This window comes from Streptomyces sp. NPDC085481, assembly GCF_044541845.1.
GTDB lineage: Bacteria > Actinomycetota > Actinomycetes > Streptomycetales > Streptomycetaceae > Streptomyces.
Window position 1 is genome coordinate 38,426 of record NZ_JBITTJ010000002.1, and the last position, 25,110, is coordinate 63,535.

Below are 25,110 nucleotides of genomic sequence, written 5' to 3' on the forward strand. Positions count from 1 at the left end.
GGGTGGCGTCAGCTGTCGCCGGTGCGTTCGCCGAGGGTGACGTTGGCGGTGGCGGACTTGCCGTTGCGCTCGTAGGTGATCTTGACCGTGTCGCCGGGCTTGTGGGTCCAGATCTCGCTGATCAGGGTCGGGCCGCTGTCGATCTGGCGGTCGTCGAAAGCGGTGATCACGTCGCCCGCCTTCAGGCCGGCCTTCGCGGCGGGGCCGTTCGGAGTGACCGCGGCGGTGCCGCCGGAGCCCTGGTCGGCGATGGTGGCGCCTTCGCCCTTGTCCTGCATGTTCACCGTGGCGCCGATCACCGGATAGACCGGCTTGCCGGTCTTGATCAGCTGCTCGGCGACGTTCTTGGCCTGGTTGACCGGGATCGCGAAGCCCAGGCCGATCGAGCCCGCCTGGGACTGGCCGAAGCCGCTGCCGACCGACTGGATCGCGGAGTTGATGCCGATCACGGCGCCGTTCGCGTTGAGCAGCGGGCCGCCGGAGTTGCCCGGGTTGATCGAGGCGTCGGTCTGCAGGGCGCTCATGTACGAGTTCTTGCCGCCACCACCGTCGCCCGACGCCACCGGGCGGTTCTTGGCGCTGATGATGCCCGTCGTGACCGTGTTCGACAGGCCGAAGGGCGCGCCGATCGCGATCGTCGAGTCGCCGACCGCGACCTTGTCCGAGTCGCCCAGGGCGAGGGGGCTGAGGTTCGACGGGGCGTTCTTCAGCTTCAGTACGGCCACGTCGTAGCCCTCGGCACGGCCGACGACCTCCGCGTCGTACGTCTTGCCGTCGGAGAAGGTCGCGGAGAGCGTTCCGCCGTCGGCCGCGGAGGCCACCACGTGGTTGTTCGTGACGATGTGGCCTTCTTTGTCGTACACGAAGCCCGTGCCCGTGCCGCCCTCGCCGTCCGAGCCGCCGGACTTCGCCTGGATGGTCACCACGCTCGGCAGGGCCTTCGCCGCCACCGCCGCGACCGTGCCCGGGTCGCGCTTGAAGGAGGCGGGGGCGTCGCCCGCGGCGACCGTCGTCGAGCTCGTCGCTTCCTCCTCGCGCTGGGACGCCGCCCAGTAGCCGATACCGCCGCCTACACCGCCCGCGATCAGGGCCGCGGCCAAGATGGCCGCCACCAGGCCGCCGGTGCGCTTGCGCGGGGGCGCGGGGGCGGGGGGTACGGGGGCGCCCCACACCGGCGTCACGGGGGGAGCGGGGGGCCAGCCGTCCGCCCCGGCCGGGGCGGGGGCAGGGACAGGGGAGGGGGAGAAGGAGGGGGAGGGGGTTGACGCCTGGGAGGCGGCGTAGGCCGGGGCCTGGGCGGGCTCCGGCGCGTGCGCCTGGGCATGTGCCTGGGCAGGCTCCTGTGCGTGCGCCTGGGTGGGCTCCGGTGCGTGCGTCGGCGCGGGGGCCGGGGTCGGGTCCGGTGCGTCCGCTGCCGCGGGTGCCGGGGTCGGAGCCGCCGGGGCCTGGGTCGGCTCCGGTGCGTCCGTCGCCGCGGGCTTCGGCGCGTCCGGAGCGGTGGTGGCCTCGGGCGGAGTCGTGGGAGGTGTGGGAGGGGCGGACGGGGCACTCCGGTCCGCCGGAACCGCCGTGCCCTCGTTCTCGGTGCTCACAGCTCTCTCTCCTCGTTCCCTGCACGACTACCGTGGGTGGATGCCTGCTCCATGGTGCTGCGGTCAGCTTTTCCCACAGCGCGTCAGGCCACTGTAAGCCGGAGCTGTGCGTCCGCACCTCTTTCTTTATATAGAGGCATAACGGACACCTTTACGATGACGCGGTGACCCACGCAGCACCGCAGCCACCGAACCGCCTCCCCGTCCAGGTGGTCGCCCACCGCGGCGCCTCCGAAGACGCCCCGGAACACACCCTGGCGGCCTACGTGAAGGCCATCGAGGACGGCGCCGACGCCCTGGAGTGCGACGTCCGCCTGACCGCCGACGGCCATCTCGTCTGCGTCCACGACCGGCGCGTCAACCGCACCTCCAACGGCAAGGGCGCCGTCTCGGCTCTCGAGCTCGCCGATCTCGCCGCCCTCGACTTCGGCACCTGGAAGGGGCGCGAGGAGGCCGGGGAGAGCCCCGACTGGGGCGACCCCGGGCTCACCTCCGTCCTCACCCTCGAGCGCCTCCTGGAGCTCGTCTCCGACGCCGGGCGGCGGATCGAGCTGGCCATCGAGACCAAGCACCCCACCCGCTGGGCCGGGCAGGTGGAGGAGAAGCTGCTCCAGCTCCTCGACCGCTTCGGCCTCGCCGCGCCCACCGCCCCCGAGGACTCCCCCGTACGCGTGATGAGCTTCTCGGCGCGCTCCCTGCAGCGCATCGCGACCGCGGCGCCGGCCCTGCCCACCGTCTCCCTATCGCAGTTCGTCACCCCGCGCTTGCGCGACGGACGCCTGCCCGCGGGCGCGCGGATCGCCGGGCCCTCGATCCGGATCGTCCGCCACCACCCCGCCGTGATCCTCCGGCTCCAGAAGGCCGGTCACCAGGTCCACGTCTGGACCGTCGACGAAGCCGAGGACGTCGAGCTGTGCGAGCGGCTCGGTGTCGACGCGATCATCACCAACCGGCCGAAGCAGGTGCTGTCCCAACTGGGTCGCCTTTAGTCGGTCTTTAGTCCGCCTTTGGCCCCCTGCGTCCCACCTGTCACAGGCGTACGGGGTGTGCCCCGGCGCGTTCAGGACGTACGCGATCGTCACGAGTGCGTCACCAGACCCTGACTGGCCGGTTTCCGGTCCAGGCCATTGGGGCATCCACACCGTGGCGTGGGGCAAAGGAGGTCTCGGGGGTGGCGTTGGTGGTGGCACAGGAGGTGCCCACGTCGTCGAGCATGGCCGTACCCCATGGCCCTGCGGGCGTGGGTGAGGCGCGACACCGTATGCGCGAGCAGTTGAAGCGCAACGGCATGTCCGAATCGGTGGTCGACGACGCGGTGCTGATCCTTTCCGAATTGCTGAGCAATGCGTGTAGACACGGCAGACCGCTGGGCCGCGCGGACGTCGGAGACGGTGACGTACGGGCGGCCTGGAGCATCGACCGGGCCGGCGGGCTGACGGTCGAGGTGACGGACGGCGGTGGTCCCACCCGGCCGGTTCCGGCCACGCCCTCGGTCACGGCACGCGGCGGCCGCGGGCTGAACATCATCAGCGCGCTCGCCCAGGACTGGGGCGTGCGGGACAGCGCGACCGGCGAGGTCACGGTCTGGGTGGTCGTCACCGAGGGCCATCGCCGCGAGGACTTCGCGGCGCGGGTCGGCGGCGGCTCCGGGCTCGACTTCCTGGACGCGTACGACGAGCTGGAGTGACGACCCGTGCCGGCGGCCGCTGCCGGGAGGAACCATCCGGACGACGTCTCGGGCCCACCGGTCCGGGTCGGCGCGACCGTCCGGATGAACCCCCGCCCGGCGGAAGGTGCACCGGCATCCCGGCGCACGGCATCCGCTACGGCTAGGCTCGCGCCCGAGACAGCACCGCCGCTATCGGGAGAAAGCCACACCATGGCCAAGAAGCGCCCCCAGACGAAGCCCGGCAAGGCCGGCCAGGCCCAGGTCACGAACGGGGAGATCCCGGTCGTCGGTGCGCGCGAGCCGTGCCCCTGTGGTTCCGGCCGCCGCTACAAGGCGTGTCACGGGCGGGCCGCCGCCCACGCCGTGACCGAGCTCGTCCAGCGTCCCTTCGAGGGCCTGCCGGGCGAGTGCGACTGGGTCGCGCTGCGCGAGCTGGTGCCCGCCGCCACCGTGCCGCTCACCCTCAAGGACGGGCTGCCCGAGGGCGTTCCGTCGGTGACCCTGGCGACCGTCCTCCCGATGGCCTGGCCCGCGCTGCGCCGCGACGACGGCTCCGTCCTGCTCGCGCTGCAGAACGACTCGTCCTCCGGAGACCTGGCCCGCGACCTCGGCGACACCCTGCTGCGCGCCCTGGAGGCCGAGCCCGGTTCGCCGGTCGCCCCCCGTCGCGTACCCGCCGAGGGTCCGCGACTTCAGGACCTGCTCGACCCGAACGGCGATTTTGCGCCGGACGTGCACTCCGGATTCGAATTCTGGATTCCGGAGTCCGCAGACAATTCCAACCCGGAGGTCGCCGCCTCCCTGGAACGGGCCAACGCCGCCGCGATCCCGACCGTCAAGCTGACCAGTGTCGATTCCGCGTACTGGTGCGAGACCCCGGACAAGAACCACCTGCGCTGGGTCATGCCGCACGCGGAGGAGAAGCTGCTCGACGCGCTGGCCCGGCTCCAGGCCGCCGGCACGTCCTCGCTCGGCGCGGACACCCGGCTCGTGGGCTCCTTCCGCGCCCACGGCCTGATGGTTCCGGTGTGGGACCTGCCGACCTCCATGACGGCGGAGGACTGCGAGAAGCCGGCCGCCGCGTTCGCCGAGCGGCTCGCCGAGGCGCTCGCCTCGGACGCCCCGCTGAGCATCGAGGAGCGCCGTGCGCGCGGTGGCCTCACCAACCGCCAGGTGACGCTCAGCTGATACCCCAGGTGGTATCGGTGACTGACAGACCGGCCAGTCGGTGACTTCCGCCACAACGGCGGGTTCCCGGCGGTAAATCGCTGTCCGAATAACCGAGATCGAATTTGCGAACGGCAGATCTCTTGTTACCGTTCTAGAAGCCCGGTCGCTGGTGCATCCCCCGTCGCCAGCGACCGGGCCTTCTCATGCCCGGGAACGCTCAACTGCCGTCCGGCTCGGCCGCGTTACTCCCCGAGCGCAGCAGCAACGGCGTACTGTCGCCCTCCCCCGCACCGGCGAATTCCGAGACCGCCGAATAGCCCTCAGCGGCACCCCGACTACGTTCTCTCGGCGTTTCGCACGTCCCCGGTTCGTCACGCGCCGGAACAGGGCAGCGCACCTGCACGGTCCGCCCTCCGGGAGCCATCAGGGTGAGTACGGCGTCGAGCTCCTGACCGGTGGCGTTGCGGTAGTACGTACGTGCCCAGGTGTCGGCGCCCGCGGTCACCACACAGGTCTGCGCCTCGACCCCGTCGGGCGAGGCGAGCTCGGGTCCGCAGCGCGTCGCGGACGGCAGGACGGCCGGGGAGACGGGGGCGGCGGCGTTCTCCGGAGCCGCCGGCGTACGGGAGGTCCCGAGGCCGAGCTCCGAGAACAGGCCCTCCGACCGCCCCTTCCCGTCGGCCGCATCTGACGCACTACTCCCGCCGCCCTCGCGAACCCCGCCGGTCTCGCCGCTCCCACCGCGCCCTCCGCTCCCACCGGGATCCCCCACAGGACCGGCCGACGCCGCGATCGGCACCAGTACGGCGATCACCACCGCGGCTCCGAGTCCGATCGCGCGCAGTCTCGCCGGACTCATGCGCCCCACACGTCGGCCCATCTGCTCCTCCGGGAACGGATCCTCGCGGTCCTCGCGGTCCTCGCGGTCCTCGCGGCCCTCGCGGCCCTCGCGGCCCTCGCGGCCCTCGCGGCCCTCGCGGCCCTCGCGGCGAAGATAGCGGCGGCCGGCGGGCTCCCGATCTGCCGCGCGCCCGTTTCCCCCTGGATGACGGGGTGTTCCACACCCGTTCGGGTGAAGATGCCGGTGACCGTGGAGGGGAAAGCGCAGCGGAGCGGGGAGCGTCAGTACGCGAGTCTGCTGCCGCCGCCCGGCGCGCTCGTGCTCGCCTCGACCAGCGCGTCCACGACCGCCTCGACGTCCGGCAGCCACGGCCGGGCCGACCCCGCCAGAGGCGCCCGCTCCCACCACACCTGCCCGGTGCCGGTGGTCGAGGGCGGCAGCGGCAGGTAGCCGCCGTCGCCGTGGAAGCGCAGCGAACTGGGCACGCTGTCCTTGGCGTACAGCAGTTCGCCGAGCCGTTCGAGGCTGTACGGGGCGACGAGGATCGCCCACCGGGTGGGGGTGGCCACGACCGGGCCGAGCCGCATGCCCAACGCGTCCAGGGCGGCCAGCGCGCGGGCGCCCGCGACGGCCGGCAGGCTCACCGCGCAGGGCGCACGGCCGCCGGTGGCCAGCAGGACCGGGGCGTCCGGGCGACCGCCCCACCACCAGCGGATCATGCGGGCGTCGGTGGTGGCCGCGAGCAGCCCGGGGTCGAACGGATGCGCCCCGGGCACCACGCACTCGGGGTCGGGGCAGGCGCAACTCGCGACGGCGGTCGTCCGCGTCACGTCCCGCGTCACGTCCCGCGGCGCGTCCTGCGCCCCGAGCGCACGGGACTCGGCACCGCGCGACTCGGCACCGCGCGACTCGGCCCTGCGCGACTCGGTCGTACGGGCCCAGCCCGCACGCGCTCCGGCCACCCAGGCGCCGGCCGCCCTGGACCAGCCCGAACGCGATCCGGCCGCGGCCGACCCGTCCGCTCGCGCCTCACCCGAACGCGCTTCCGCCCTACGCGCCTCACCCGCACGCGCTTCCGCCGCGCGTGAGTCGTGTGACGCCCCCGCCCCCGTCCCCCGCGGCCCGGACCTCAGGCCCACGCCGGGCAGGACGGGCCAGTCCCATTCCGTGGCGCATCGCAGCGCCGTGTCGAGCTGTGCGACGACCGTCTCGCGCTCCGCGCGCTCCTCGCGCTTCCCGCGCCGGAACCGGAGCCTGCGTCGCCTTCCGAGGATCTCGCGCATGAGCGCTCGTTCCTTTCCGTTGAACGCCGAATCCACATCACACCACGTGTAGATCACTTCACCGTGCGTATCGCTGTGCGTATCGCTGTGCATCTCAGCGCGTACAACGCGTACAAGCTGCGTCCACGCTCGGCGGTCGGTCCTGGCGGTCGGTCCTGCCGGAACACGTTCCCCGCCACTCGGGGTAGAGGGTGCGGCCTGCGGTGATGAGGACGCCCGGGTTCCGCGTCCGTATTCAGGGGCGTCTCCAACTGCCCCTGCCCGTCACCGATTACGTACCCGTCACGCTCTAAATGACGCACTTTCAAACGACGCCAGTCGACCGCAAATGGTGCACGCAGGGGGTAATTTTCGGCCAACTTCCCCTACTCTTCAACCCTCTCGCCACATCTCACGGACACCACAAGTCCCATGGTGACAATGCTGGACATCGATCTACATGTGCGTGTAGATGTGGATCCATGGATAGCGGCGCAGAATGACTTGGGGGTTTGCGATGCTATTGCATGAAACACGCAGGTCGGAAAGCCGAGTGCCATGAGTACGCCGCGTGCGCCGAAAGTGGCCGGAATCGATTCCACCGTTCCCCCTCCCCCGCACACTGCGGCTCCTCCCGCCGCCCCGCCGCTGCCCTCCGGAGACCTCCGGTCGGGCGGCGCCCTCCAGGACCGCCTCGCCGGCTGGGTCTCGGACCTCTCCCTCCTCCACGAACTCACCGAGTCCCTGATCAGGACCGGTTCCCTCGACGACGCGCTCCACGAGGTGCTGCGCGCCGGAGCCGCCCTCGTGGGCGCCCGCCGCGGCATGGCGGTCTTCGAACCCTCCGACGGCCTCGGTCCGGTCAGCACCGTCGGCCTCGGCCTCGCCCACTCCGACCTCGGCACCATCGAGACCGTGCCGCGCAGCGTCACCTCGTACGGCCGCATCCTCGACGGGCTCGATCCGCTGCCCGAGGGATCCCTGCCCCGCCCCGTCGCCATCCCCGACCTGCGCAGCGAGGAGGACCTCGACCCGCGCCACCGCGAGGTCGCCGCCCGCCTCGGCTACGCCGCGAGCTACGCCCTCCCCCTCGCCACCCGACAGGCCGGCCGGCTCGGCGCGCTCGTCTGGCTGTACGACGAACCCGCCGAGCCCGCCGAACGGCAGCGGCACCTCGTCGGCCTCTACGGCAGGTTCGCCACCGAACACCTCGCCCGCCTCCTCGACGTCGAGCGCGCCCGTACGCAGCTCTCCACCGTCGCCGAGGAGCTGCTGCCCAGACGCCTCCCCCGCGTCCCCGGGGTCCAGCTCGCCGCACGGCACCGCACCGGCGCCCGCGGCGGCGGCGACTGGTACGACGCGCTGCCGTTGCCGGAGGGCTCCCTCGGCCTCGCCGTCGGCTCCGTCTCCGGGAGCGGGCCGAGCGCCCTGGCCGCCATGGGACGGCTGCGCGCCTCGCTGCGCGCGTACGCCGTAATGGAGGGCGAGGACCCGGTCGCCGTCCTCTCCGACCTGGAGCTGCTGCTGCGGCTGACGGAGCCCGCGCGCTCGGCGACGGCGCTCTTCGCCTACGCCGAGCCGCAGGCCCGCCGGATCGTCCTGGCCGGGGCGGGCCACACCCCGCCGCTGATCATCGGCGATCAGCGGACGGAGTACGTCGAGACCTCGCTCTCCGCCCCGCTGGGCATGCTGGCCTGCTGGGAGGCGCCCAGCGTGGAGCTCTCTCCCGCGCCTGGAGAAACGGTGCTGCTGTACACGGAAGGGCTGCTCCGCCGTACCGGCGACCCCATGGACCGGGCCTTCGCACGGCTGCACGCCGCCGCCGCGGGCGTACCGAAGGCGGCCCGCGCCGACCCGGGCGCCGTCGCCGATCACGTCCTGCGGACGATCCTTCCGGAGGGTTCGGCCGCAGCGACCTCCGACGGCGAGGACGTGGTGATCCTGGCCGCCCGCTTCGACTGAGGGCCGACGCGGGCCGACGGGGGCCGACGGGAGCCGACGGGACAGCCCACGACAGCCGAAGCGAGCCGAGTGAGAACCGCCACTGATGTGACCGACCGGTAATGGGTCTTACGCCCCTGGGCCCCCTTCCGTACGACCGTACGATGGGGAGGGTTCAGTGTCGTACCAGAGGAGGCAGACCCGTGGCCGATCAGCTCACGCCGGACTACCCGGAGACCCCGGAAGAGTCCGAAGAGCAGGCGATCAAGCAGCGCAAGAACGGCCTGTACCAGGGCGTCTCCGACGAGCTCGCCGAGAACATGAAGTCCGGCTGGGCCGACACCGAGCTGCACGACCTGGCGCCGATCGCCCAGGCCGCGCACACGGCCGACCGCCGCGCCGCCCTGTCCGCCCGCTTCCCGGGCGAGCGCCTGGTGATCCCGGCCGGCAACCTGAAGGTCCGGTCGAACGACACCGAGTACAGCTTCCGCGCGTCCACCGAGTACGCGTACCTCACCGGCGACCAGACGCACGACGGCGTGCTCGTCCTGGAGCCGGTCAAGGCCGGCGGCCACACCGCCACGATCTACCTGCTGCCCCGCTCCGACCGCGAGAACGGCGAGTTCTGGCTCGACGGCATGGGCGAGCTGTGGGTCGGCCGCCGCCACTCCCTCGCCGAGGCGGAGCAGCTGCTCGGCATCCCGGCCAAGGACGTCCGCGAGCTGGCCGCCGCGCTGAAGGAGGCCACCGGCCCGGTGCGCAACGTGCGCGGCCACGACGCCGGCATCGAGGCCGCCCTCGTCGACAAGGTCACCGCCGAGCGCGACGAGGAGCTGCGCGTCTACCTCTCCGAGGCCCGCCTCGTGAAGGACGCGTTCGAGGTCGCCGAGCTCCAGAAGGCCTGCGACTCCACCGCCCGCGGCTTCGAGGACGTCGTCAAGGTCCTCGACAAGGCCGAGGCGACCAGCGAGCGCTACATCGAGGGCACGTTCTTCCTGCGCGCCCGTGTCGAGGGCAACGACGTCGGCTACGGCTCCATCTGCGCCGCCGGCCCGCACGCCTGCACCCTGCACTGGGTCCGCAACGACGGCCCGGTCCGCTCCGGTGACCTGCTGCTGCTCGACGCCGGCGTGGAGACCACCGAGCTCTACACCGCCGACGTCACCCGCACCCTGCCGATCAACGGCCGGTTCAGCGAGATCCAGCGCAAGATCTACGACGCCGTGTACGAGGCGCAGGAGGCGGGCATCGCCGCGGTGAAGCCCGGCGCCGCCTACCGCGACTTCCACGACGCCGCCCAGCGCGTGCTCGCCGAGAAGCTGGTCGAGTGGGGCCTCGTCGAGGGTCCGGTCGACCGGGTCCTGGAGCTCGGCCTGCAGCGCCGCTGGACCCTCCACGGCACCGGTCACATGCTCGGCATGGACGTCCACGACTGCGCCGCCGCGCGCACCGAGGCGTACGTCGACACGACCCTGGAGCCGGGCATGTGCCTGACCGTCGAGCCGGGTCTGTACTTCCAGGCCGACGACCTGACCGTGCCGGAGGAGTACCGCGGCATCGGCGTCCGGATCGAGGACGACATCCTCGTCACGGAGGACGGCAACCGGAACCTCTCGGACACGCTGCCGCGCCGGTCCGACGAGGTCGAGGCGTGGATGGCCGGCCTGAAGGCCTGACCGGTCGAGGGCTGACCGATCCCTCGAAGCGCCCCCGCCGACGGCCGTTCGGCGGGGGCCTTCGTACGCACGGAGCCCAAGCGGTGCATACGGAGCTCACGCAGGGCGGTACGGAGCCCACGCAGGGCGGTACGGAGCTCACGCAGGGCGTACGGAACCCACGCAGGGCGGTACGTAGCCCACGCAGGGCGTGCGGAGCCCACGCAGGGCCGTAGGGGCTTCAGGTCAGCGCCAGCGGAGCGTCCGGCCGCCACTTGATGATCTTGTCGAAGCTGACCAGCGCTCCGCCCCTGCCGGTACGGCCGAAGTGGACGTGGTCGGCGAGCTCTTCGATCAGCCGCAGCCCCCGGCCGTTCTCGGCGTCCGCGGGGGCGGGCGACGCGTCCCCGGAGAAGCCGGGTCCGGAGTCGGCGACCTCGATACGACAGGTCTCGCCGTCGAGGTAGGCGGTGACCCGGTACGCCTGCGAGGCCTCGCTCCGGCCCAGGGCGCCCCCGTGTTCGACCGCGTTGGCGCACGCCTCGGTCAGGGCCACCGACAGCTCGTAGGACACGTCCGGGTCGACGCCCGCGGTCTCCATCGTGCCGAGCAGCAGCCGCCGGGCGAGCGGGACGCTCGCAGCCTCGCGCCGCAGGTGCAGGGACCACCAGATGCTCATGCTCCAGCCTCCTGGCTGCGGCTCGACATGCTGCGGCACGACATACCGTTACGTATTGCCGTGCGGGGTGGTCCATAAGCCCCTGGGCGCCGCAAGAGCCCTCGTTCGGCGGATGCACACATCCCGTGCGCCGGTGTATGTCAGCCCGAAGGACCCCAAGGGTGATCTTCCGGACCTGCCTCATGGAGGGGGCGGGCCTGGTGCGATGATGGGCCCCGCCATGTCTGCCCCCGGGTTCGCGTCTCGCATGCTGAGGGCCGCGGTGTTCACCGCGGTCTGCGTCGTGCTGTCCGGGCTCGGCCACGCGCTGGCCGCGTGCGCGGGGATCGCGCTGTGGTCGATGGCCGCCGGGTTCCTCGGCGTCTTCGGCATCACGGTGCTCTTCACCGGACGCGAGCGCTCGCTGCCCGTGATCGTCGGCGCGCTGGCGGCCGGACAGATCGGCCTGCACGCCCTGTTCGGGCTCGGGCAGCGCCGGCTCACCATGGGACCGGAAACGGACGACGCCCTCGTACGGCTCGCCGCCAAGCTGGTCTGCGGGCAGGGCGGCGCGTCCCTCAACCCCGCCGACGCGGCCCGGATCGTCAGCGACGCGGGCCTCGCCCCCGCCGCACCCGCCGCGGCCGGGATCCACGACCACATGGCCGGCATGACCGGCACTGCGACCGCCACCGCGCAGGCCGCCGAACTGGTGCCCAGCCTGCCGATGCTGCTCGGCCACCTGCTGGCCGCGCTGACCACCGGCTGGCTGCTGCGCCGCGGCGACCTGGCGCTCGGCCGGCTGGGCCGGCTGTCCGCCGAGGGCGCCGTCGAGGTCGCCGAGTGCGCTCTCGTACGGTCGCTGCGGGCCGCGCTCCACCTCGTACGGGCCCTGCTCGCCGGGCTGCCGGGGGCTCCGGCCGCCGGGCCGCGCGGGCCCGCCCGTACCGGCTTCGACTCCTCGCCGCCGCCGGTCGCCGAGGCACTCCAGCACACCGTGATCAGGCGCGGCCCGCCCGCCGCCGCCTGCGTCCTCGCAGCCTGACGCGGACCCGCTCCGAGGGAGTGGATCCGCGGTCGTCCGCGCTCGCCGGCTGCCGGCCCTACCGGTCGCCCGGCCCGCGCGCCGACTTCCTGCACCACTTTCCCGACCTTCTCCTGAGCTGGAGTGTCCTGCCATGAGCGTCTCCCGTACGCACCTGACCCGTACCGCCCTCGCCGGCGGTGTCGCCCTCTCCTCCGTCCTGCTGCTCTCGGGCACGGCCTTCGCGCACGTCGGCGTGCAGCCGCAGGGCGAGGCCGCCAAGGGCGGCTACGCGACCGTCAACGTGAAGGTGCCGAACGAGCGCGACAACGCCTCCACCGTCAAGGTCGAGGTCAACTTCCCCACCGACCACCCGCTGGCCTCCGTGATGCCGCAGCCGGTCCCCGGCTGGAAGGTCGAGGTCACCAAGGCGAAGCTCGCCAAGCCGCTGGAGCTGCACGGCAAGAAGATCAATGAGGCGGTCGCCAAGGTCACCTGGTCCGCGGACGGTTCGAAGATCGGTCCCGGCCAGTTCCAGCAGTTCCCGCTCTCCATGGGCCGGCTGCCCGAGGACACCGACCAGCTGGTCCTCAAGGCGATCCAGACCTACGACAACAACGAAGTCGTGCGCTGGATCGAGGAGCCGAAGGAGGGCGCGGCCGAGCCCGAGAACCCCGCCCCGGTCCTGAAGCTGACCGCCGCGAGCGCCGACCACCACGGCGGCGGCGCCGCCACCCCGGCCGCGGACGACAAGGCCGGCGACAAGGCCGGACACGACGACAAGGGCGGCGACCACGAGGAGGCCGCCGCGTCCGGCTCCACCGACAACGCGGCCCGCGTGCTCGGTGTGATCGGCATCCTCGTGGGCGTCGCCGGAGTCGCCTTCGGCGTCCTCGCCGGACGCCGCCGCTCGGCCTGACAGCCGCCCCCGACACCCGAAAGAAGCGTCATGTCCCAGAACAAGACAGCCGCGGCGAACCCCGGTGCGGCGAAGGACGGCGGTCAGGAGGGCGCCCGGCCCGGCCGGCGCGCCCCGCTGATCGCCGCCGTCGTGGCGATCGCCGCGGCGATCGGCATCACGGCCGCCGTCGGCCTCGGGGGCGGTGACAAGGCTCCTGGCGCCAAGACCGGGCCGGTCGCCCAGGTCTCCGGCGGCAGCGACAACACCAAGGCCGCCACCGTCCTCGACCGGCCGTTCGCCAAGCCGGCCCTCGTCCTCACCGACACCCAGGGCCGGAAGTTCGACCTGCGCGAGCAGACCAAGGGCAAGCCGACGCTGCTCTACTTCGGCTACACGCACTGCCCGGACGTCTGTCCGCTGACCATGAGCAACATCGCCATCGCGCGCAAGCAGCTCCCCAAGGCCGACCAGGACAAGCTCCAGGTCGTCTTCGTCACCACCGACCCGGAGCGGGACACCTCGGCCGAGCTGGGCAAGTGGCTGCCGGCCGCCGGCGACCCGTCCTTCACCGGCCTGACCGGCGACTTCAAGACGATCCAGGCCGGCGCCCGCGCGATCGGCATCGGCATCGACCCGCCGAAGAAGGAGAAGGACGGCTCGGTCGTCTCCATGCACGGAGCGCAGGTGATCGCGTTCTCGCCGACGTCCGACCAGGGCTACGTCCTGTACGGCGAGGACACCACCGCCGACCAGTACGCCGCCGACCTGCCCAAGCTCATCAAGGGGGAGAACCCGTGAACCGCCGCACCACCGCCCTGTCCGCCGCCGTCGCGCTCACCGCCGCGCTCGCGCTGACCGGGTGCTCGTCCTCCGACTCCGCCGACTCCAAGAGCGGACCGGACCTCAAGGTGAGCGGCGCGTTCATGCCCCAGCCCGTGATGGACATGGCCGGCGGCTTCCTCACCATCACCAACAGCGGCGACGCCGCCGACAAGCTCACCTCCGTCACCAGCGGCCTCTCGGACGACGTCACGATCCACGAGACGAAGAACCAGAAGATGCAGGAGGTGAAGTCCTTCGACATCCCGGCGAACGGCGAACTCAAGCTCGAACGCGGTGGCAGCCACATCATGTTCATGGAGTTGAAGAAGCAGCCGAAGCAGGGCGAGAAGGTCGCCATCGAGCTCCACTTCGAGAAGTCCGACCCCATCAAGGTCGACCTTCCCGTCGAGGCGGCGAACCACAACCCGAAGCAGCACTGAGCTCGTTGAGGGAGTGACAGAACCGATGACAACCACCGCCCCGCGCCTCGGACCGGCCCTCGTCCGGCTGCTGCTCGTCGCGGCCGCGCTCCTGGGCACGCTGCTCGCCACCGCGGGCCCCGCGTCCGCGCACGCGGCACTGACCGGCAGCGACCCGCAGGACGGGGCGGTGGTCGCCACCGCCCCCAAGGAGGTCAACCTGACCTTCTCCGAACAGGTCGCCATGAGCGGCGACTCCATCCGGGTCCTCGACCCCTCGGGCAAGCGCGTCGACACCGGCGAGATCCGCGACATGTGCAGCGGCTCGATCGTCCGGTACGGCGTCGAGCTGCTGCCCGGCCTGCCCGACGGCACCTTCACCGTGGCCTGGCAGACCGTCTCGGCCGACAGCCACCCGGTCGCCGGGGCCTTCACCTTCTCCGTCGGCGCCCCCTCCAAGACCTCGGTCGCGCTTCCCGATCAGACCGTGGGCGGCGGACTCGTCGGAACGCTCTACGGGATCGCGCGCTACCTCTCGTACGCCGGCTTCGTCGTCCTCGTCGGCGGCGGCGCCTTCGTACTCGCCTGCTGGCCGCGCGGGGCGACCGTACGGCCCGTGCAGCGCCTGGTGGTCCGGGGCTGGCTGACGCTGACCGCCGCCACCCTGGCGATGCTGCTGCTGCGCTACCCGTACACGGGCTCGGGCAAGCTCGCCGACGTCTTCGACCTGGGCGGGCTGCGGACCGTCCTGGAGACGAAGACCGGGGCCGCGCTCTCCTCGCGGCTGCTGCTGCTCGGCGCGGCGGCGCTCTTCGTGGCCGTGCTGTTCGGCGCGTACACCCGGCGCACGGACGAGAAGGAACGCAAGGACCTCACCTTCGGGCTCGCGATCGGCGGCACCGTCGTCGCGGCCGGCATCGCGGGCACCTGGGCACTCGCCGAGCACGCCTCGACCGGGCTGCAGCCGGGCATCGCCATGCCGGTCGACATCCTGCACCTGCTGGCGGTCGCGTCCTGGCTCGGCGGTCTCACGGCGCTGCTCGTCGCGCTCTACCGGGAGCCGTCGGTCGAGCGCACGGCGGTCGAGCGCTTCTCGAAGGTGGCGTTCGGCTCGGTCGTCGTGCTCGCGGCCACCGGCGTCTACCAGTCCTGGCGGCAGGTCGGCACGTGGTCGGCGCTGACCGACACGCGGTACGGGCAGCTGCTCCTGGTCAAGATCGGCCTGGTCGCCGTGCTCGTGGGCATCGCCTGGGTGTCACGGCGGTGGGTGCACAGGCTGGGCGAGGCGGCGACGGGGACGGCGGGGGCCGATGCCGAGGCCGCCGCCGAGGCTCCTGGAGAGGACGCCGAAGCCCCTGAAGAGGTCGATGCCGAGCGCGCGGAGCAGCTCGCGCGGCAGCGCGCCGCCGTCGCGACCGCGCGGCGCAAGCGCGAGCGGGACGCCGACCCCGAGCGGGCCGGGCTGCGCCGTTCGGTGCTGACCGAGGCCGCCGTCGCGGTGGTGCTCCTCGCGGTGACCACCGTCCTGACGTCCACCGAGCCGGCCCGTACCGAGGAGGAGGCGGGCCGGAGCAGGGCCACGGCCGGCTCCTCCGCGGTCCCCAACCGTCCGATCGACGTCCGGCTGCCCTTCGACACCGGCGGCGTGGACGGCAAGGGCACCGTGCAGCTCACCCTCGACCCCGGCCGGACCGGCGCCAACGCCCTGCACATCTACGTGCTGCGGCCCAACGGACGGCCGCTGGACGTGCCCGAGGTGAAGGTCGCCTTCACTCTCAAGGAGAAGCAGATCGGCCCGCTGCCCGTGCTGCCCGACCGCATCCAGACCGGCCACTGGAGCGCGAACGGCGTCCAGCTGCCGATGCCGGGTGAGTGGCTGATGCAGGTGACGGTGCGCACCTCCGAGATCGACCAGACCACCATCGACAAGAACGTGAAGATCGGCTGACCCCGTGAGCGACACCGTGAGCAACGACCATCTCGACATCTCCCGGCGGCGGCTGCTCGGCACCGTCGGCGCGGCGGGGGCGGCAGGTGTCGTCATCGGCGCCGCAGGCGGCATCGGCATCTCCGCGGCAGGGGAGGAGAAGTCCTCCGGGTCCGCCGGCTCCCCCGCCCTCACGACGGTCGGTGCGACCGAGGTGATGTTTCACGGGAAACATCAAGCGGGGATCACCACTCCGCTTCAGTCCCGCGGGCATCTCGTCGCCTTCGACCTCGCCCCGGGCGCGGGCCGCAAGGAGGCCGCCGCGCTGCTGCGCCGCTGGTCGGCCACGGCGAAGGCGCTGATGGCGGGCAGGGCCGCGACCGACGACACGGGCATCGCACTCGACGCCGGGCCGTCCTCCCTGACGGTGACCTTCGGCTTCGGCCGCACCTTCTTCGATCGCACCGGGCTGACCGCGCGCCGCCCGATGCAGCTCGACCCCCTGCCCGCCTTCTCCGCCGACGCGCTCGACGCGAAGCGCTCGGAGGGCGATCTGTGGGTGCAGATCGGCGCGGACGACGCGCTCGTCGCGTTCCACGCGCTGCGCGCGCTGCAGAAGGACGCGGAGGGTGCGGCGCGGGTGCGCTGGCAGATGAACGGCTTCAACCGTTCGGCCGGGGCCACCGCCCGGCCGATGACCGCCCGCAACCTGATGGGCCAGATCGACGGTACGGGCAACCCCAAGCAGACGGACCCCGACTTCGACCGGCGGATCTTCGTGCCCCAGGGCGCGGCCGGCGCCCAGGACTGGATGGCCGGCGGCTCGTACGCGGTCGTCCGGCGGATCCGGATGCTGCTCGACGACTGGGAGAAGCTGGCCCGGGACAAGCAGGAGAAGGTGATCGGACGGCGGAAGGCGGACGGTGCGCCGCTGACCGGGGGGACCGAGACGACCGAGCCGGATCTGGACAAGATCGGCCCGGACGGCAAGACGGTCATCCCCGACAACGCCCATTCCCGGATCTCCGCCCCCGAACAGAACGGCGGGGCGGCGATGCTGCGCCGGCCGTTCTCCTTCCACGACGGAATCGGGGCCGACGGGACTCCGGACGCCGGTCTGCTCTTCGTCTGCTGGCAGGCGGACCCGCTGCGGGGCTTCGTGCCGGTGCAGCGCAAGCTCGACCGGGGCGACGCCCTGTCGCCGTTCATCCGGCACGAGGCGAGCGGTCTTTTCGCGGTGCCCGGCGGGGCGGCGGAGGGCGAATACGTGGGGCAGCGGCTGCTGGAGTCGTAAGAGAAGTCGTGAAAGACCCGCTGCCATTAGGGTGACCGTATGTCAGCCACCCGGTATACGTATCTCGGTCCTGAAGGCACCTTCACGGAGGCCGCGCTGCGTACGCTGCCCGAGGCCGCGACACGGGAGCTCGTCCCGATGGTGTCGGTCCCGGCCGCGCTGGACGCCGTAAGGAACGGGGAGGCCGCGGCCGCGCTCGTGCCGATCGAGAACTCGGTCGAGGGCGGGGTGACCGCGACCCTCGACGAGCTGGCCTCGGGCGAGCCTCTGATGATCTACCGCGAGGTGCTGCTGCCGATCGCGTTCGCCCTGCTCGTACGGCCCGGGACCAAGCTGTCGGAGATCAAGACGGTCACGGGTCACCCGGTGGCGCAGCCGCAGGTGCGGAACTGGCTGCGGGCCCATCTGCCGGACGCGCTGTGGGAGTCGGCCGCGTCCAACGCGGACGGGGCCCGGCTGGTCCAGGAGGGCCGGTTCGACGCGGCCTTCGCGGGCGAGTTCGCGGCGGCGACGTACGGTCTCGAGGCCCTGGTCACCGAGATCCACGACGCGGAGAACGCCGAGACGCGTTTCGTGCTCGTGGGCCGGCCGGCCAGGCCGGCGGCGCCGACGGGTGCGGACAAGACCTCGGTGGTGCTGTGGCTCGGCGACGACCACCCGGGTGCGCTGCTCGAACTCCTCCAGGAGTTCGCCGTGCGCGGGGTCAACCTGATGCTGATCCAGTCCCGGCCCACGGGCGCGGGCATCGGCAACTACTGCTTCGCCGTGGACGCCGAGGGCCATATCGCGGACCGCCGGGTCGGCGAGGCGCTGATGGGTCTGAAGCGGATCTGCCCGAAGGTGCGCTTCCTCGGCTCGTATCCGCGGGCGGGTGTCGCGACCGAGGACGTGCGGCCGCTGCGGCGCGGAACCTCGGATGTGGAGTTCACCGACGCCTCCGACTGGCTGGCGCGGGCGCAGGACGGCAGGGCCTGAGTCGTCCACAGGTACGAACAGCCGGTCCTACCTGCATACTTTTCGGTTACCCACAGAAGTTATCCACAGGTTTGCGGCTCGACCTGGGGACAAGTCGACAAGCCTCTTCCACCGGGTCGACAAATCGCTGCCGCCCCTCCGTCACCGATTCGTCACCCTCGCTCCGGAGATCAACTCTTTGGGGCGAGCTATTCCCACTCGATTGAGTGGGAAAATGGAGGGGATCACCGTGGTCCACAGATCTTTCGCACAGCCTGTGGATAACTCACCCTCGTTGGGCATTCCTGTGGAGAACCCACCGGCCTTGATCACCCATTCTTTGGCGAATACGGAAAGAATGGATAAAGAAAGCAATTCGGGCAAAGCGACACGCAAGGCTATATCGGGTGGGGTCGCGTGAGCGCGCACCGGTAGCCTGGTGGGGTGATTGACCTTCGCCTGCTCCGTGAGGACCCCGACCGTGTTCGCGCCTCCCAGCGCGCCCGTGGAGAGGACGTCGCGCTCGTCGACGCCCTGCTCTCCGCCGATGAGCGGCGCAGGTCGTCCGGCGTCCGCTTCGACGAGCTCCGTTCCGAGCAGAGGGCGCTCGGCAAGCTGATCCCCAAGGCCTCGCCCGAGGAGCGCGCCGAGCTCCTCCAGAAGGCGGAGCGGCTCAAGACCGACGTCAAGGCCGCCGAGGCCGAGCAGAACGAGGCCGCCGAGTCGGCCCGCGCGCTGCTGCTCCAGCTGGGCAACCTCGTCCACCCCGACGTACCGGTCGGCGGCGAGGAGGACTTCGTCGTCCTCGAGACCCACGGCACCATCCGCGACTTCGCGGCCGAGGGCTTCGAGCCCAAGGACCACCTGGAGCTCGGCGAGGCGCTGGGCGCCATCGACGTCGAACGCGGCGCCAAGGTCTCCGGCTCGCGCTTCTACTACCTGACCGGCGTCGGCGCGCTGCTCGAGCTCGCCCTCGTCAACGCGGCGATCGCCCAGGCCACCGAGGCCGGCTTCATCCCGATGCTCACCCCGGCCCTGGTCCGTCCGCGCGCCATGGAGGGCACCGGCTTCCTCGGCCAGGCCGCGGAGAACGTGTACCACCTGGAGAAGGACGACTACTACCTGGTCGGCACCTCCGAGGTCCCGCTCGCCGCGTACCACATGGACGAGATCATCGAGGCCGACAAGCTGCCGCTGCGCTACGCCGGCTTCTCCCCGTGCTTCCGCCGGGAGGCCGGCACGTACGGCAAGGACACCCGCGGCATCTTCCGCGTCCACCAGTTCGACAAGGTCGAGATGTTCTCGTACGTCGCCCCGGAGGACGCCGAGGCCGAGCACAAGCGACTCCTGGACTGGGAGAAGCAGTGGCTCACCTCCCTGGAGCTGCCGTTCCAGGTGATCGACGTCGCCACCGGCGACCTGGGCGCCTCCGCCTCGCGCAAGTTCGACTGCGAGGCCTGGATCCCGACCCAGGGCAAGTTCCGCGAGCTGACCTCCGCCTCCAACTGCGACGGGTTCCAGGCCCGCCGCCTGTCCGTCCGCATGCGCGACGACAAGGACGGCAAGAAGGTCGTGCAGCCGCTCGCCACCCTGAACGGCACGCTGTGCGCCGTCCCGCGCACGATCGTGGCGATCCTGGAGAACCACCAGCTGGCGGACGGTTCGGTGCGGGTGCCGGAGGTCCTGCGGCCCTACCTCGGCGGCCGTGAGGTCCTGGAGCCGATCTCCAAGTGAGCACCTTCCCCTACCGCCTGGTCGCGACGGACCTCGACGGCACGCTGCTGCGGGCCGACGAGTCCGTCTCGGACCGTACGCGGGAAGCGCTCGCCGCGGTGACCGCGGCGGGCGCCGCGCACATCGTCGTGACCGGGCGGGCGGTGCCCTGGACCCGGCACATCCTCGACGACCTCGGCTACGAGGGGATCGCGGTCTGCGGGCAGGGCGCGCAGGTGTACCACGCGGGCGAGCACCGGCTGCTCACCTCGCTGACCCTGGACCGGCAGCTCGCGGGCCTCGCCCTGTCGAAGATCGAGTCCGAGGTCGGCCCGCTGGCCCTCGCCGCGAGCCGCGACGGCCTGGAGGGCGCGGTCCTGATCGGGCCCGGCTACCGGGTCCAGGAGGGTCCACTGCCGTACCTCCCGTACGAGGACCCCGCCGAGCTGTGGACGGCGCCGCTGACCAAGCTCTACATCCAGCACCCGACGCTCGGCGACGACGAGCTGACCCGGATCGCACGCGAGACGGTCGGCGGGCTCGTGGACGTGGTCATGGCGGGGCCGGGAATAGTCGAGGTCCTGCCGCTCGGACTGAGCAAGGCGACGGGTCTCTCGCTCGCGGCGCGCCGGCTGGGCGTGAAGGCGGCGGAGACGATCGCCTTCGGTGACATGCCCAACGACATCCCGATGTTCGGCTGGGCCGCGCACGGCGTCGCCATGGGCAACGCGCACGACGAGCTGCGGGCGGTGGCCGACGAGGTGACCGCCTCCAACGAGGAGGACGGCATCGCCGTCGTCCTGGAGCGCCTGCTCGGCAGGTGACGGCGGGGATGCGACGGCACCAAGAGGTGACTGGCGGCGTGCCAAGAGGTGACCGCCGGCGTTGAGAAGCGGGGCGGCCCGCGCGGTTTCGCCCCCGCGCGCTCGAAGCGGCCGCCCCGTTTCCGTACCCCTAGTGTGCGCCGGTCGGCCCGCCCTGGACCACCGGTTTATGCCGGGTGAGCGGCCAGAACGCGAGCCCGATCACCAGCGAGATGGCGTGCCCGAGGTCGGTGTACGTGTGGTTGGTGACCAGCGGTACGGCGAAAAAGGCCACGGCCCCCGCCAGGTAGAACCAGCGCCAGGGCCTGGGCAGCCGGTAGGTGAGGATGCCCGCCGAGGCGGCGAGCCCGTAGCTCACCCCGATGTCGACGACGTGCGCCATGCTGCGCGGCACGTCGTGGTCCTGGATGGCCTCCAGGACCACCTTCTGGCTGATGAGCGTCGCCGCGATGTGCGCCGTGGCGACCACGACAAGCCACTTCGCCGTGCCGAGCCAGCGCTCGACCGGCGCGTGGAAGACCTCGAAGAGCACCGCGTAGAACAGCAGGCTCGCCGGGTTCTGGATCCAGAAGGCGCTGCCGAGCAGTGCGCGCATCGGGTGACGGGAGAGCTCGTACAGATTGCTGCTGTTGCGGTGCAGCAGATAGTGCTCGAGACCGTCCGGGGAGAACGCGAGGACCAGGCTGGTGATCGCGATGACGGCCAGCCAGACATGCGTACCGGGCGACGAACGCACCCACGACCTGATCGGTCGGGACGGTTCGCCACCCGGGGCATGAGGTGAGGTTTCACTCGGCACATATCCGTGCCTATCACCCCGAGCTGGGTGATTTATGGGAGAAACCTTAGAAATTGATCATGTGTCCGGCGATACCGTGGATCGCTTCCTTCACGGCCTCGCCCAGCGTCGGGTGCGCGTGGACGTTGCGCGCCACCTCGTGGACGGTCAGGTCCCACTGCTGCGCCAGGGTGAGCTCGGGCAGCAGCTCGGTGACGTCGGGGCCGATCAGGTGGGCGCCGATGATCTCGCCGTACTTGGCGTCGGCGACGATCTTCACGAAGCCGGTGGAGTCGCCGAGGCCGTGCGCCTTGCCGTTCGCCATGAAGGGGAACTTGGCGACCTTGACGTCGTAGCCCTTCTCACGGGCCTGGGCCTCGGTGTAGCCGAAGCTCGCGATCTGCGGCTGGCAGTAGGTGGCGCGCGGGATCATCGGGTAGTCGAGTTCCATGGTCTCGGCGTCCGCGATGGTCTCGGCGGCGATGACGCCCATGGCCTCGGCGGTGTGCGCGAGCATCAGCTTCGCGGTCACGTCGCCGATGGCGTAGATGTGCGGCACGGAGGTGCGGCAGCGGCCGTCGACGTCGATCGCACCGCGCTCGGTGAGGGCGACGCCGGTGTTCTCCAGGCCGTAGCCGGCGACGTTCGGCGCGAAGCCGATCGCCTGCAGGACCTTGTCGGCCTCCAGGACCTTGCTCGCGCCGTCCTTGCCGGTGACGGTGACGCGGACCTGCGGGCCGGACTCGTCGATGGACTCGACCCGGGTGGAGGTGAGGACGTCGATGCCGAGCTTGCGGTACTGCTTGGCGAGCTCCTTGGACACCTCCTCGTCCTCCAGCGGGGCCATGCGGTCGAGGAACTCGACGATGGTGACCTTGGTGCCGTAGTTGTTCAGCACGTAGGCGAACTCGATGCCGATCGCGCCGGCGCCGGCGATGATGATCGACTGCGGGGCGTCCTCGGCGAGGATCTGCTCCTCGTAGCTGACCACGCGGTCGCTGAGGGAGGTGCCGGGCAGCAGACGTGCGGTGGCGCCGGTGGCGATGATGCAGTTGTCGAACGCGATGGTCTGCGTGGTGCCGTCGGACTTCGCCACCTGGAGGGTGTTCGCGTCGAGGAAGGTGCCCCGGCCGTCGAACTCGGTGATCCCGTTCTTCTTCATCAGGAAGTGGACGCCCTTGACGCGGCCGTCCGCGACCGTGCGGCTGCGGCGGAAGGCCTCGCCGTAGTCGAAGGAGACGGTGCCGTCGACCTTGATGCCGAAGGTCTTGGCCTCGTGGTTGAAGATGTGGGCGAGCTCGGCGTTGCGCAGCAGCGCCTTGGTCGGGATGCAGCCGACGTTCAGGCAGACGCCGCCCCAGTACTTCTCCTCGACGACCGCGACCCGCTTGCCCAGCTGGGCGGCGCGGATGGCGGCGACGTAGCCGCCGGGGCCAGCTCCGAGTACGACGACGTCGAAGCGGTCTGACATGACTGACTCCCGAGAGTGGTGAGGGTGTTCGTGTCCGCGTACGAGGCCACAGTAGTCCGGTGCCCCCTGCGCGGTCAGTTGTAGGATGACTGGGCAACCGGGCGAATTGAGGAGTGTGGTGATGGCGGCGCTGAAGGCGGCGGGGCGGACCTCGCTGGTGGATTCCGTGGTCGGGCAGCTGCGGGCCCAGCTCGCGGACGGCGAATGGGCCGTCGGCGACCGCATCCCCACCGAGCACGAGCTCGCCCAGCTCCTCGGGGTGGGGCGCAACACCGTGCGCGAGGCCGTGCGTGTCCTGGTGCACGCCGGGCTCCTGGAGTCGCGGCAGGGCAACGGCACCTTCGTCAGGTCCACCGCCGATCCGGCAGCCGTCCTGCACGGCGTACGGCACGCGGGCGCCCGCGACGTCCTCGAACTGCGCGCCGCCCTGGAGGCGGAGGCGGCCAGGCTCGCGGCGGTACGGCGGGACACGCACGACCTGCTGCGGCTGAGAGCCGCCCTGACCACCCTGCGCGAGGAGGGCGACCGCGACGCGGACGCCGACCTCGCCTTCCACCTCGCGGTCGTCGAGGCCACCCACAACACGGCCTTCCGCGAGGTCTACCGCTTCTTCTCCGCCCAGGTGCACGAGGTCCTGGTCGAGGCGCTCGGCGACCACGCGATGCCACCGGTCGACATCGACGCCCACGAGGCGCTGGTCGCCGCGATCGAGGCGGGGGATCCGGACGCGGCGGAAGCGGGGGCGCGCGAGCTGCTGCGGGTGCCGATGGAGACGGTGGCGGCGCTGGTGGGGGAAGCACGGTGACGGCCGAGACGGATGTCCGGACGGATGTGCGGACGGATGCCTCGGCAGGTGGCGCGGCGAGTGGCGCGGCAGGTGGCACGGCGGATGTCGCGGCAGGTGGCGCGGCGGATGCCTCGGCGGATGTCACGGCAGGTGTCGCGGCGGATGTCACGGTCGACACCGCGGCCGGAGTCCTGCCCTCCGCCGCCGGCGCCGGCGCCCGGCGGGCGCTCTTCGCCCACCCGGTGCTGCTCCTGGTCGGGATCGTGCTCGCCTCGGTCAACATGCGGGCCGCCCTGGCGAGCGTGTCGCCGCTGGTGAGCGAGATCGCCGGGGCGTACGGGCTGTCCTCGGCCGCGAGCTCGCTGGTGACCTCGGTGCCGGTGCTCTTCCTGGGCCTCGGCGCCCTGGTGGCGCCCTGGCTGGGGCGGCGGTTCGGCGCCGAGCGGGTGCTGTTCGCGGCGCTGCTGCTGCTCGGCGCCGGCATCCTCGTGCGGGTGCTGCCGTCGGCGGCCGCGCTGTACGCGGGCGGGGTCCTGGTCGGCACGGCCATCGCCCTGCTGAACGTCCTGATGCCCGGCCTGATCAAGCGCGACTTCCCGGACCGGGCCGCGTCCATGACCTCCGTCTACACGGGCGCCATGATCGCGGGCGCCACGGTCGTGGCGGCCGCCTCGGTGCCGCTGGAGCGCACGCTCGGGGGCTGGCAGGCCTCGCTCGGCTTCTGGTCGCTGCTGGCCGCGGTGGCGGCGCTCGCCTGGCTGCCGCAGGTGCTGATCGCCCGGAGCCGTACGGGACACGAGGCGCGGACCGCGGCCGCCGGCGCGGCGCCCACCCGGTCGGTGTGGCGGTCGGCGCTGGCCTGGCAGGTCACGCTGTTCATGGGGCTCCAGTCACTGTGGTCGTACGTCCTGATCGCCTGGATGCCGACGATCTTCACGGACCACGGGATGAGCCGGTCGACGGCCGGTGTGGTCTTCGCCTTCAACAACCTGATCCAGGTGGCGGGCGCATTCGCCGTGCCGCTGCTCGCGGGGCGGATGCGCAGCCAGCGACCGCTGGTGGTGCTGGTGACGACGCTGGTCGCGGCGGGGTACGCGGGGCTCATGGTCGCCCCGGTGGCGGGCGCCTGGCTCTGGTCGGCGGTCCTCGGGGTCGGCCAGGGCGGTGCGGTGGGCCTCGCACTCACCCTGATCGTGCTGCGCTCGGGCGACGCGGCGACGGCCGCCCGGCTCTCCGGGATGGCCCAGACCGTCGGCTATCTGCTCGCCGCGGTCGGGCCGCTGGCCGCCGGCGCCCTGCACCAGGCGACCGGCTCCTGGACGCCGCCGATCGCCGCCGTGCTCGGAGTGTGCGCCGCGGCGCTCGCGGCGGGACTGCTCGCGGCCCGGAGCCGTACGGTCCGATGACG

Annotated in this window: 22 protein-coding genes; 16 read left to right on the forward strand and 6 right to left on the reverse strand. The window is 71.9% G+C overall.

All coding sequences use genetic code 11. The features are described from left to right. Positions 1–8 precede the first annotated feature (8 nt). Positions 9–1,592, reverse strand: coding sequence for a S1C family serine protease (locus tag ACIGEZ_RS06030; protein ID WP_399826346.1), 1,584 nt, complete (start codon positions 1,590–1,592; stop codon positions 9–11). A 164-nt stretch (positions 1,593–1,756) separates the two neighbouring features. On the opposite strand from ACIGEZ_RS06030, the gene ACIGEZ_RS06035 reads away from it, so the two are divergent. The 3 genes from ACIGEZ_RS06035 (at position 1,757) to ACIGEZ_RS06045 (ending at position 4,449) form a co-directional block, all read left to right on the forward strand. Beyond that, the gene (locus ACIGEZ_RS06035) at positions 1,757–2,581 is read left to right on the forward strand and encodes a glycerophosphodiester phosphodiesterase (protein ID WP_399826349.1); all 825 of its coding nucleotides are present in this window, start codon (positions 1,757–1,759) and stop codon (positions 2,579–2,581) included. Positions 2,582–2,676: 95 nt separating this feature from the next. Beyond that, positions 2,677–3,279 (forward strand): ATP-binding protein, encoded by a 603-nt coding sequence (locus ACIGEZ_RS06040; RefSeq protein WP_399826352.1) that lies wholly within the window; start codon positions 2,677–2,679, stop codon positions 3,277–3,279. A gap of 192 nt (positions 3,280–3,471) precedes the next feature. Beyond that, positions 3,472–4,449 (forward strand): DUF5926 family protein, encoded by a 978-nt coding sequence (locus ACIGEZ_RS06045; protein WP_399826354.1) that lies wholly within the window; start codon positions 3,472–3,474, stop codon positions 4,447–4,449. A 199-nt stretch (positions 4,450–4,648) separates the two neighbouring features. On the opposite strand, the gene ACIGEZ_RS06050 is transcribed toward ACIGEZ_RS06045, so the two are convergent. Both ACIGEZ_RS06050 and ACIGEZ_RS06055 read right to left on the reverse strand, forming a co-directional pair. Then, a complete protein-coding gene (locus tag ACIGEZ_RS06050; protein ID WP_399826356.1) occupies positions 4,649–5,290 on the reverse strand; it encodes a hypothetical protein in 642 nt (213 codons plus the stop codon). A gap of 263 nt (positions 5,291–5,553) precedes the next feature. After that, positions 5,554–6,234: a bifunctional DNA primase/polymerase gene (locus ACIGEZ_RS06055; RefSeq protein ID WP_399827556.1), complete on the reverse strand. Its 681-nt coding sequence runs from the start codon at positions 6,232–6,234 to the stop codon at positions 5,554–5,556. Between the two features lie 858 nt (positions 6,235–7,092). Here ACIGEZ_RS06055 and ACIGEZ_RS06060 point away from each other — a divergent pair. Next, on the forward strand, positions 7,093–8,496 hold the full coding sequence (locus tag ACIGEZ_RS06060; RefSeq protein ID WP_399826359.1) for a PP2C family protein-serine/threonine phosphatase: 1,404 nt from the start codon (positions 7,093–7,095) through the stop codon (positions 8,494–8,496). Positions 8,497–8,678: 182 nt separating this feature from the next. Then, positions 8,679–10,151 carry an aminopeptidase P family protein gene (locus tag ACIGEZ_RS06065; RefSeq protein WP_399826362.1) on the forward strand — a complete coding sequence of 491 codons (1,473 nt, stop codon included), beginning with the start codon at positions 8,679–8,681 and terminating at the stop codon, positions 10,149–10,151. A gap of 220 nt (positions 10,152–10,371) precedes the next feature. On the opposite strand, the gene ACIGEZ_RS06070 is transcribed toward ACIGEZ_RS06065, so the two are convergent. Next, positions 10,372–10,809, reverse strand: coding sequence for an ATP-binding protein (locus tag ACIGEZ_RS06070; RefSeq protein WP_399826365.1), 438 nt, complete (start codon positions 10,807–10,809; stop codon positions 10,372–10,374). Between the two features lie 247 nt (positions 10,810–11,056). Here ACIGEZ_RS06070 and ACIGEZ_RS06075 point away from each other — a divergent pair, with 247 nt between their 5' ends. The 9 genes from ACIGEZ_RS06075 (at position 11,057) to ACIGEZ_RS06115 (ending at position 20,666) form a co-directional block, all read left to right on the forward strand. Further along, positions 11,057–11,833 (forward strand): hypothetical protein, encoded by a 777-nt coding sequence (locus ACIGEZ_RS06075; RefSeq protein WP_399826367.1) that lies wholly within the window; start codon positions 11,057–11,059, stop codon positions 11,831–11,833. Between the two features lie 133 nt (positions 11,834–11,966). After that, a complete protein-coding gene (locus ACIGEZ_RS06080) occupies positions 11,967–12,731 on the forward strand; it encodes a YcnI family protein (protein ID WP_399826370.1) in 765 nt (254 codons plus the stop codon). 30 nt (positions 12,732–12,761) lie between these two features. After that, entirely contained in the window at positions 12,762–13,511 is a 750-nt protein-coding gene (locus tag ACIGEZ_RS06085; protein WP_399826373.1) for an SCO family protein, read from the forward strand. Beyond that, complete coding sequence (locus ACIGEZ_RS06090) at positions 13,508–13,975, forward strand: copper chaperone PCu(A)C (RefSeq protein ID WP_399826376.1); 468 nt, start codon at positions 13,508–13,510, stop codon at positions 13,973–13,975. The genes ACIGEZ_RS06085 and ACIGEZ_RS06090 overlap by 4 nt, the downstream gene beginning before the upstream one ends. Before the next feature lie 25 nt (positions 13,976–14,000). Continuing rightward, the gene (locus tag ACIGEZ_RS06095) at positions 14,001–15,902 is read left to right on the forward strand and encodes a copper resistance CopC/CopD family protein (protein WP_399826378.1); all 1,902 of its coding nucleotides are present in this window, start codon (positions 14,001–14,003) and stop codon (positions 15,900–15,902) included. A 4-nt stretch (positions 15,903–15,906) separates the two neighbouring features. Further along, positions 15,907–17,175 carry an iron uptake transporter deferrochelatase/peroxidase subunit gene (gene efeB, locus ACIGEZ_RS06100; protein ID WP_399826380.1) on the forward strand — a complete coding sequence of 423 codons (1,269 nt, stop codon included), beginning with the start codon at positions 15,907–15,909 and terminating at the stop codon, positions 17,173–17,175. Positions 17,176–17,214: 39 nt separating this feature from the next. Next, a complete protein-coding gene (gene pheA / locus ACIGEZ_RS06105; protein ID WP_399826382.1) occupies positions 17,215–18,150 on the forward strand; it encodes a prephenate dehydratase in 936 nt (311 codons plus the stop codon). A 423-nt stretch (positions 18,151–18,573) separates the two neighbouring features. Continuing rightward, positions 18,574–19,863: a serine--tRNA ligase gene (gene serS, locus ACIGEZ_RS06110; protein ID WP_399826385.1), complete on the forward strand. Its 1,290-nt coding sequence runs from the start codon at positions 18,574–18,576 to the stop codon at positions 19,861–19,863. After that, a complete protein-coding gene (locus ACIGEZ_RS06115) occupies positions 19,860–20,666 on the forward strand; it encodes an HAD family hydrolase (protein ID WP_399826387.1) in 807 nt (268 codons plus the stop codon). Before serS ends, ACIGEZ_RS06115 begins: the two co-directional genes overlap by 4 nt. A gap of 130 nt (positions 20,667–20,796) precedes the next feature. On the opposite strand, the gene ACIGEZ_RS06120 is transcribed toward ACIGEZ_RS06115, so the two are convergent. Together ACIGEZ_RS06120 and lpdA are read right to left on the reverse strand one after the other, a co-directional pair. Next, the gene (locus tag ACIGEZ_RS06120; RefSeq protein ID WP_399826389.1) at positions 20,797–21,465 is read right to left on the reverse strand and encodes a rhomboid-like protein; all 669 of its coding nucleotides are present in this window, start codon (positions 21,463–21,465) and stop codon (positions 20,797–20,799) included. A 46-nt stretch (positions 21,466–21,511) separates the two neighbouring features. Further along, a complete protein-coding gene (gene lpdA, locus ACIGEZ_RS06125; protein ID WP_399826392.1) occupies positions 21,512–22,915 on the reverse strand; it encodes a dihydrolipoyl dehydrogenase in 1,404 nt (467 codons plus the stop codon). Positions 22,916–23,036: 121 nt separating this feature from the next. On the opposite strand from lpdA, the gene ACIGEZ_RS06130 reads away from it, so the two are divergent. After that, on the forward strand, positions 23,037–23,720 hold the full coding sequence (locus tag ACIGEZ_RS06130; protein WP_399826395.1) for a FadR/GntR family transcriptional regulator: 684 nt from the start codon (positions 23,037–23,039) through the stop codon (positions 23,718–23,720). A gap of 173 nt (positions 23,721–23,893) precedes the next feature. Continuing rightward, entirely contained in the window at positions 23,894–25,108 is a 1,215-nt protein-coding gene (locus ACIGEZ_RS06135; protein ID WP_399827559.1) for a CynX/NimT family MFS transporter, read from the forward strand. Positions 25,109–25,110: the final 2 nt, after the last annotated feature.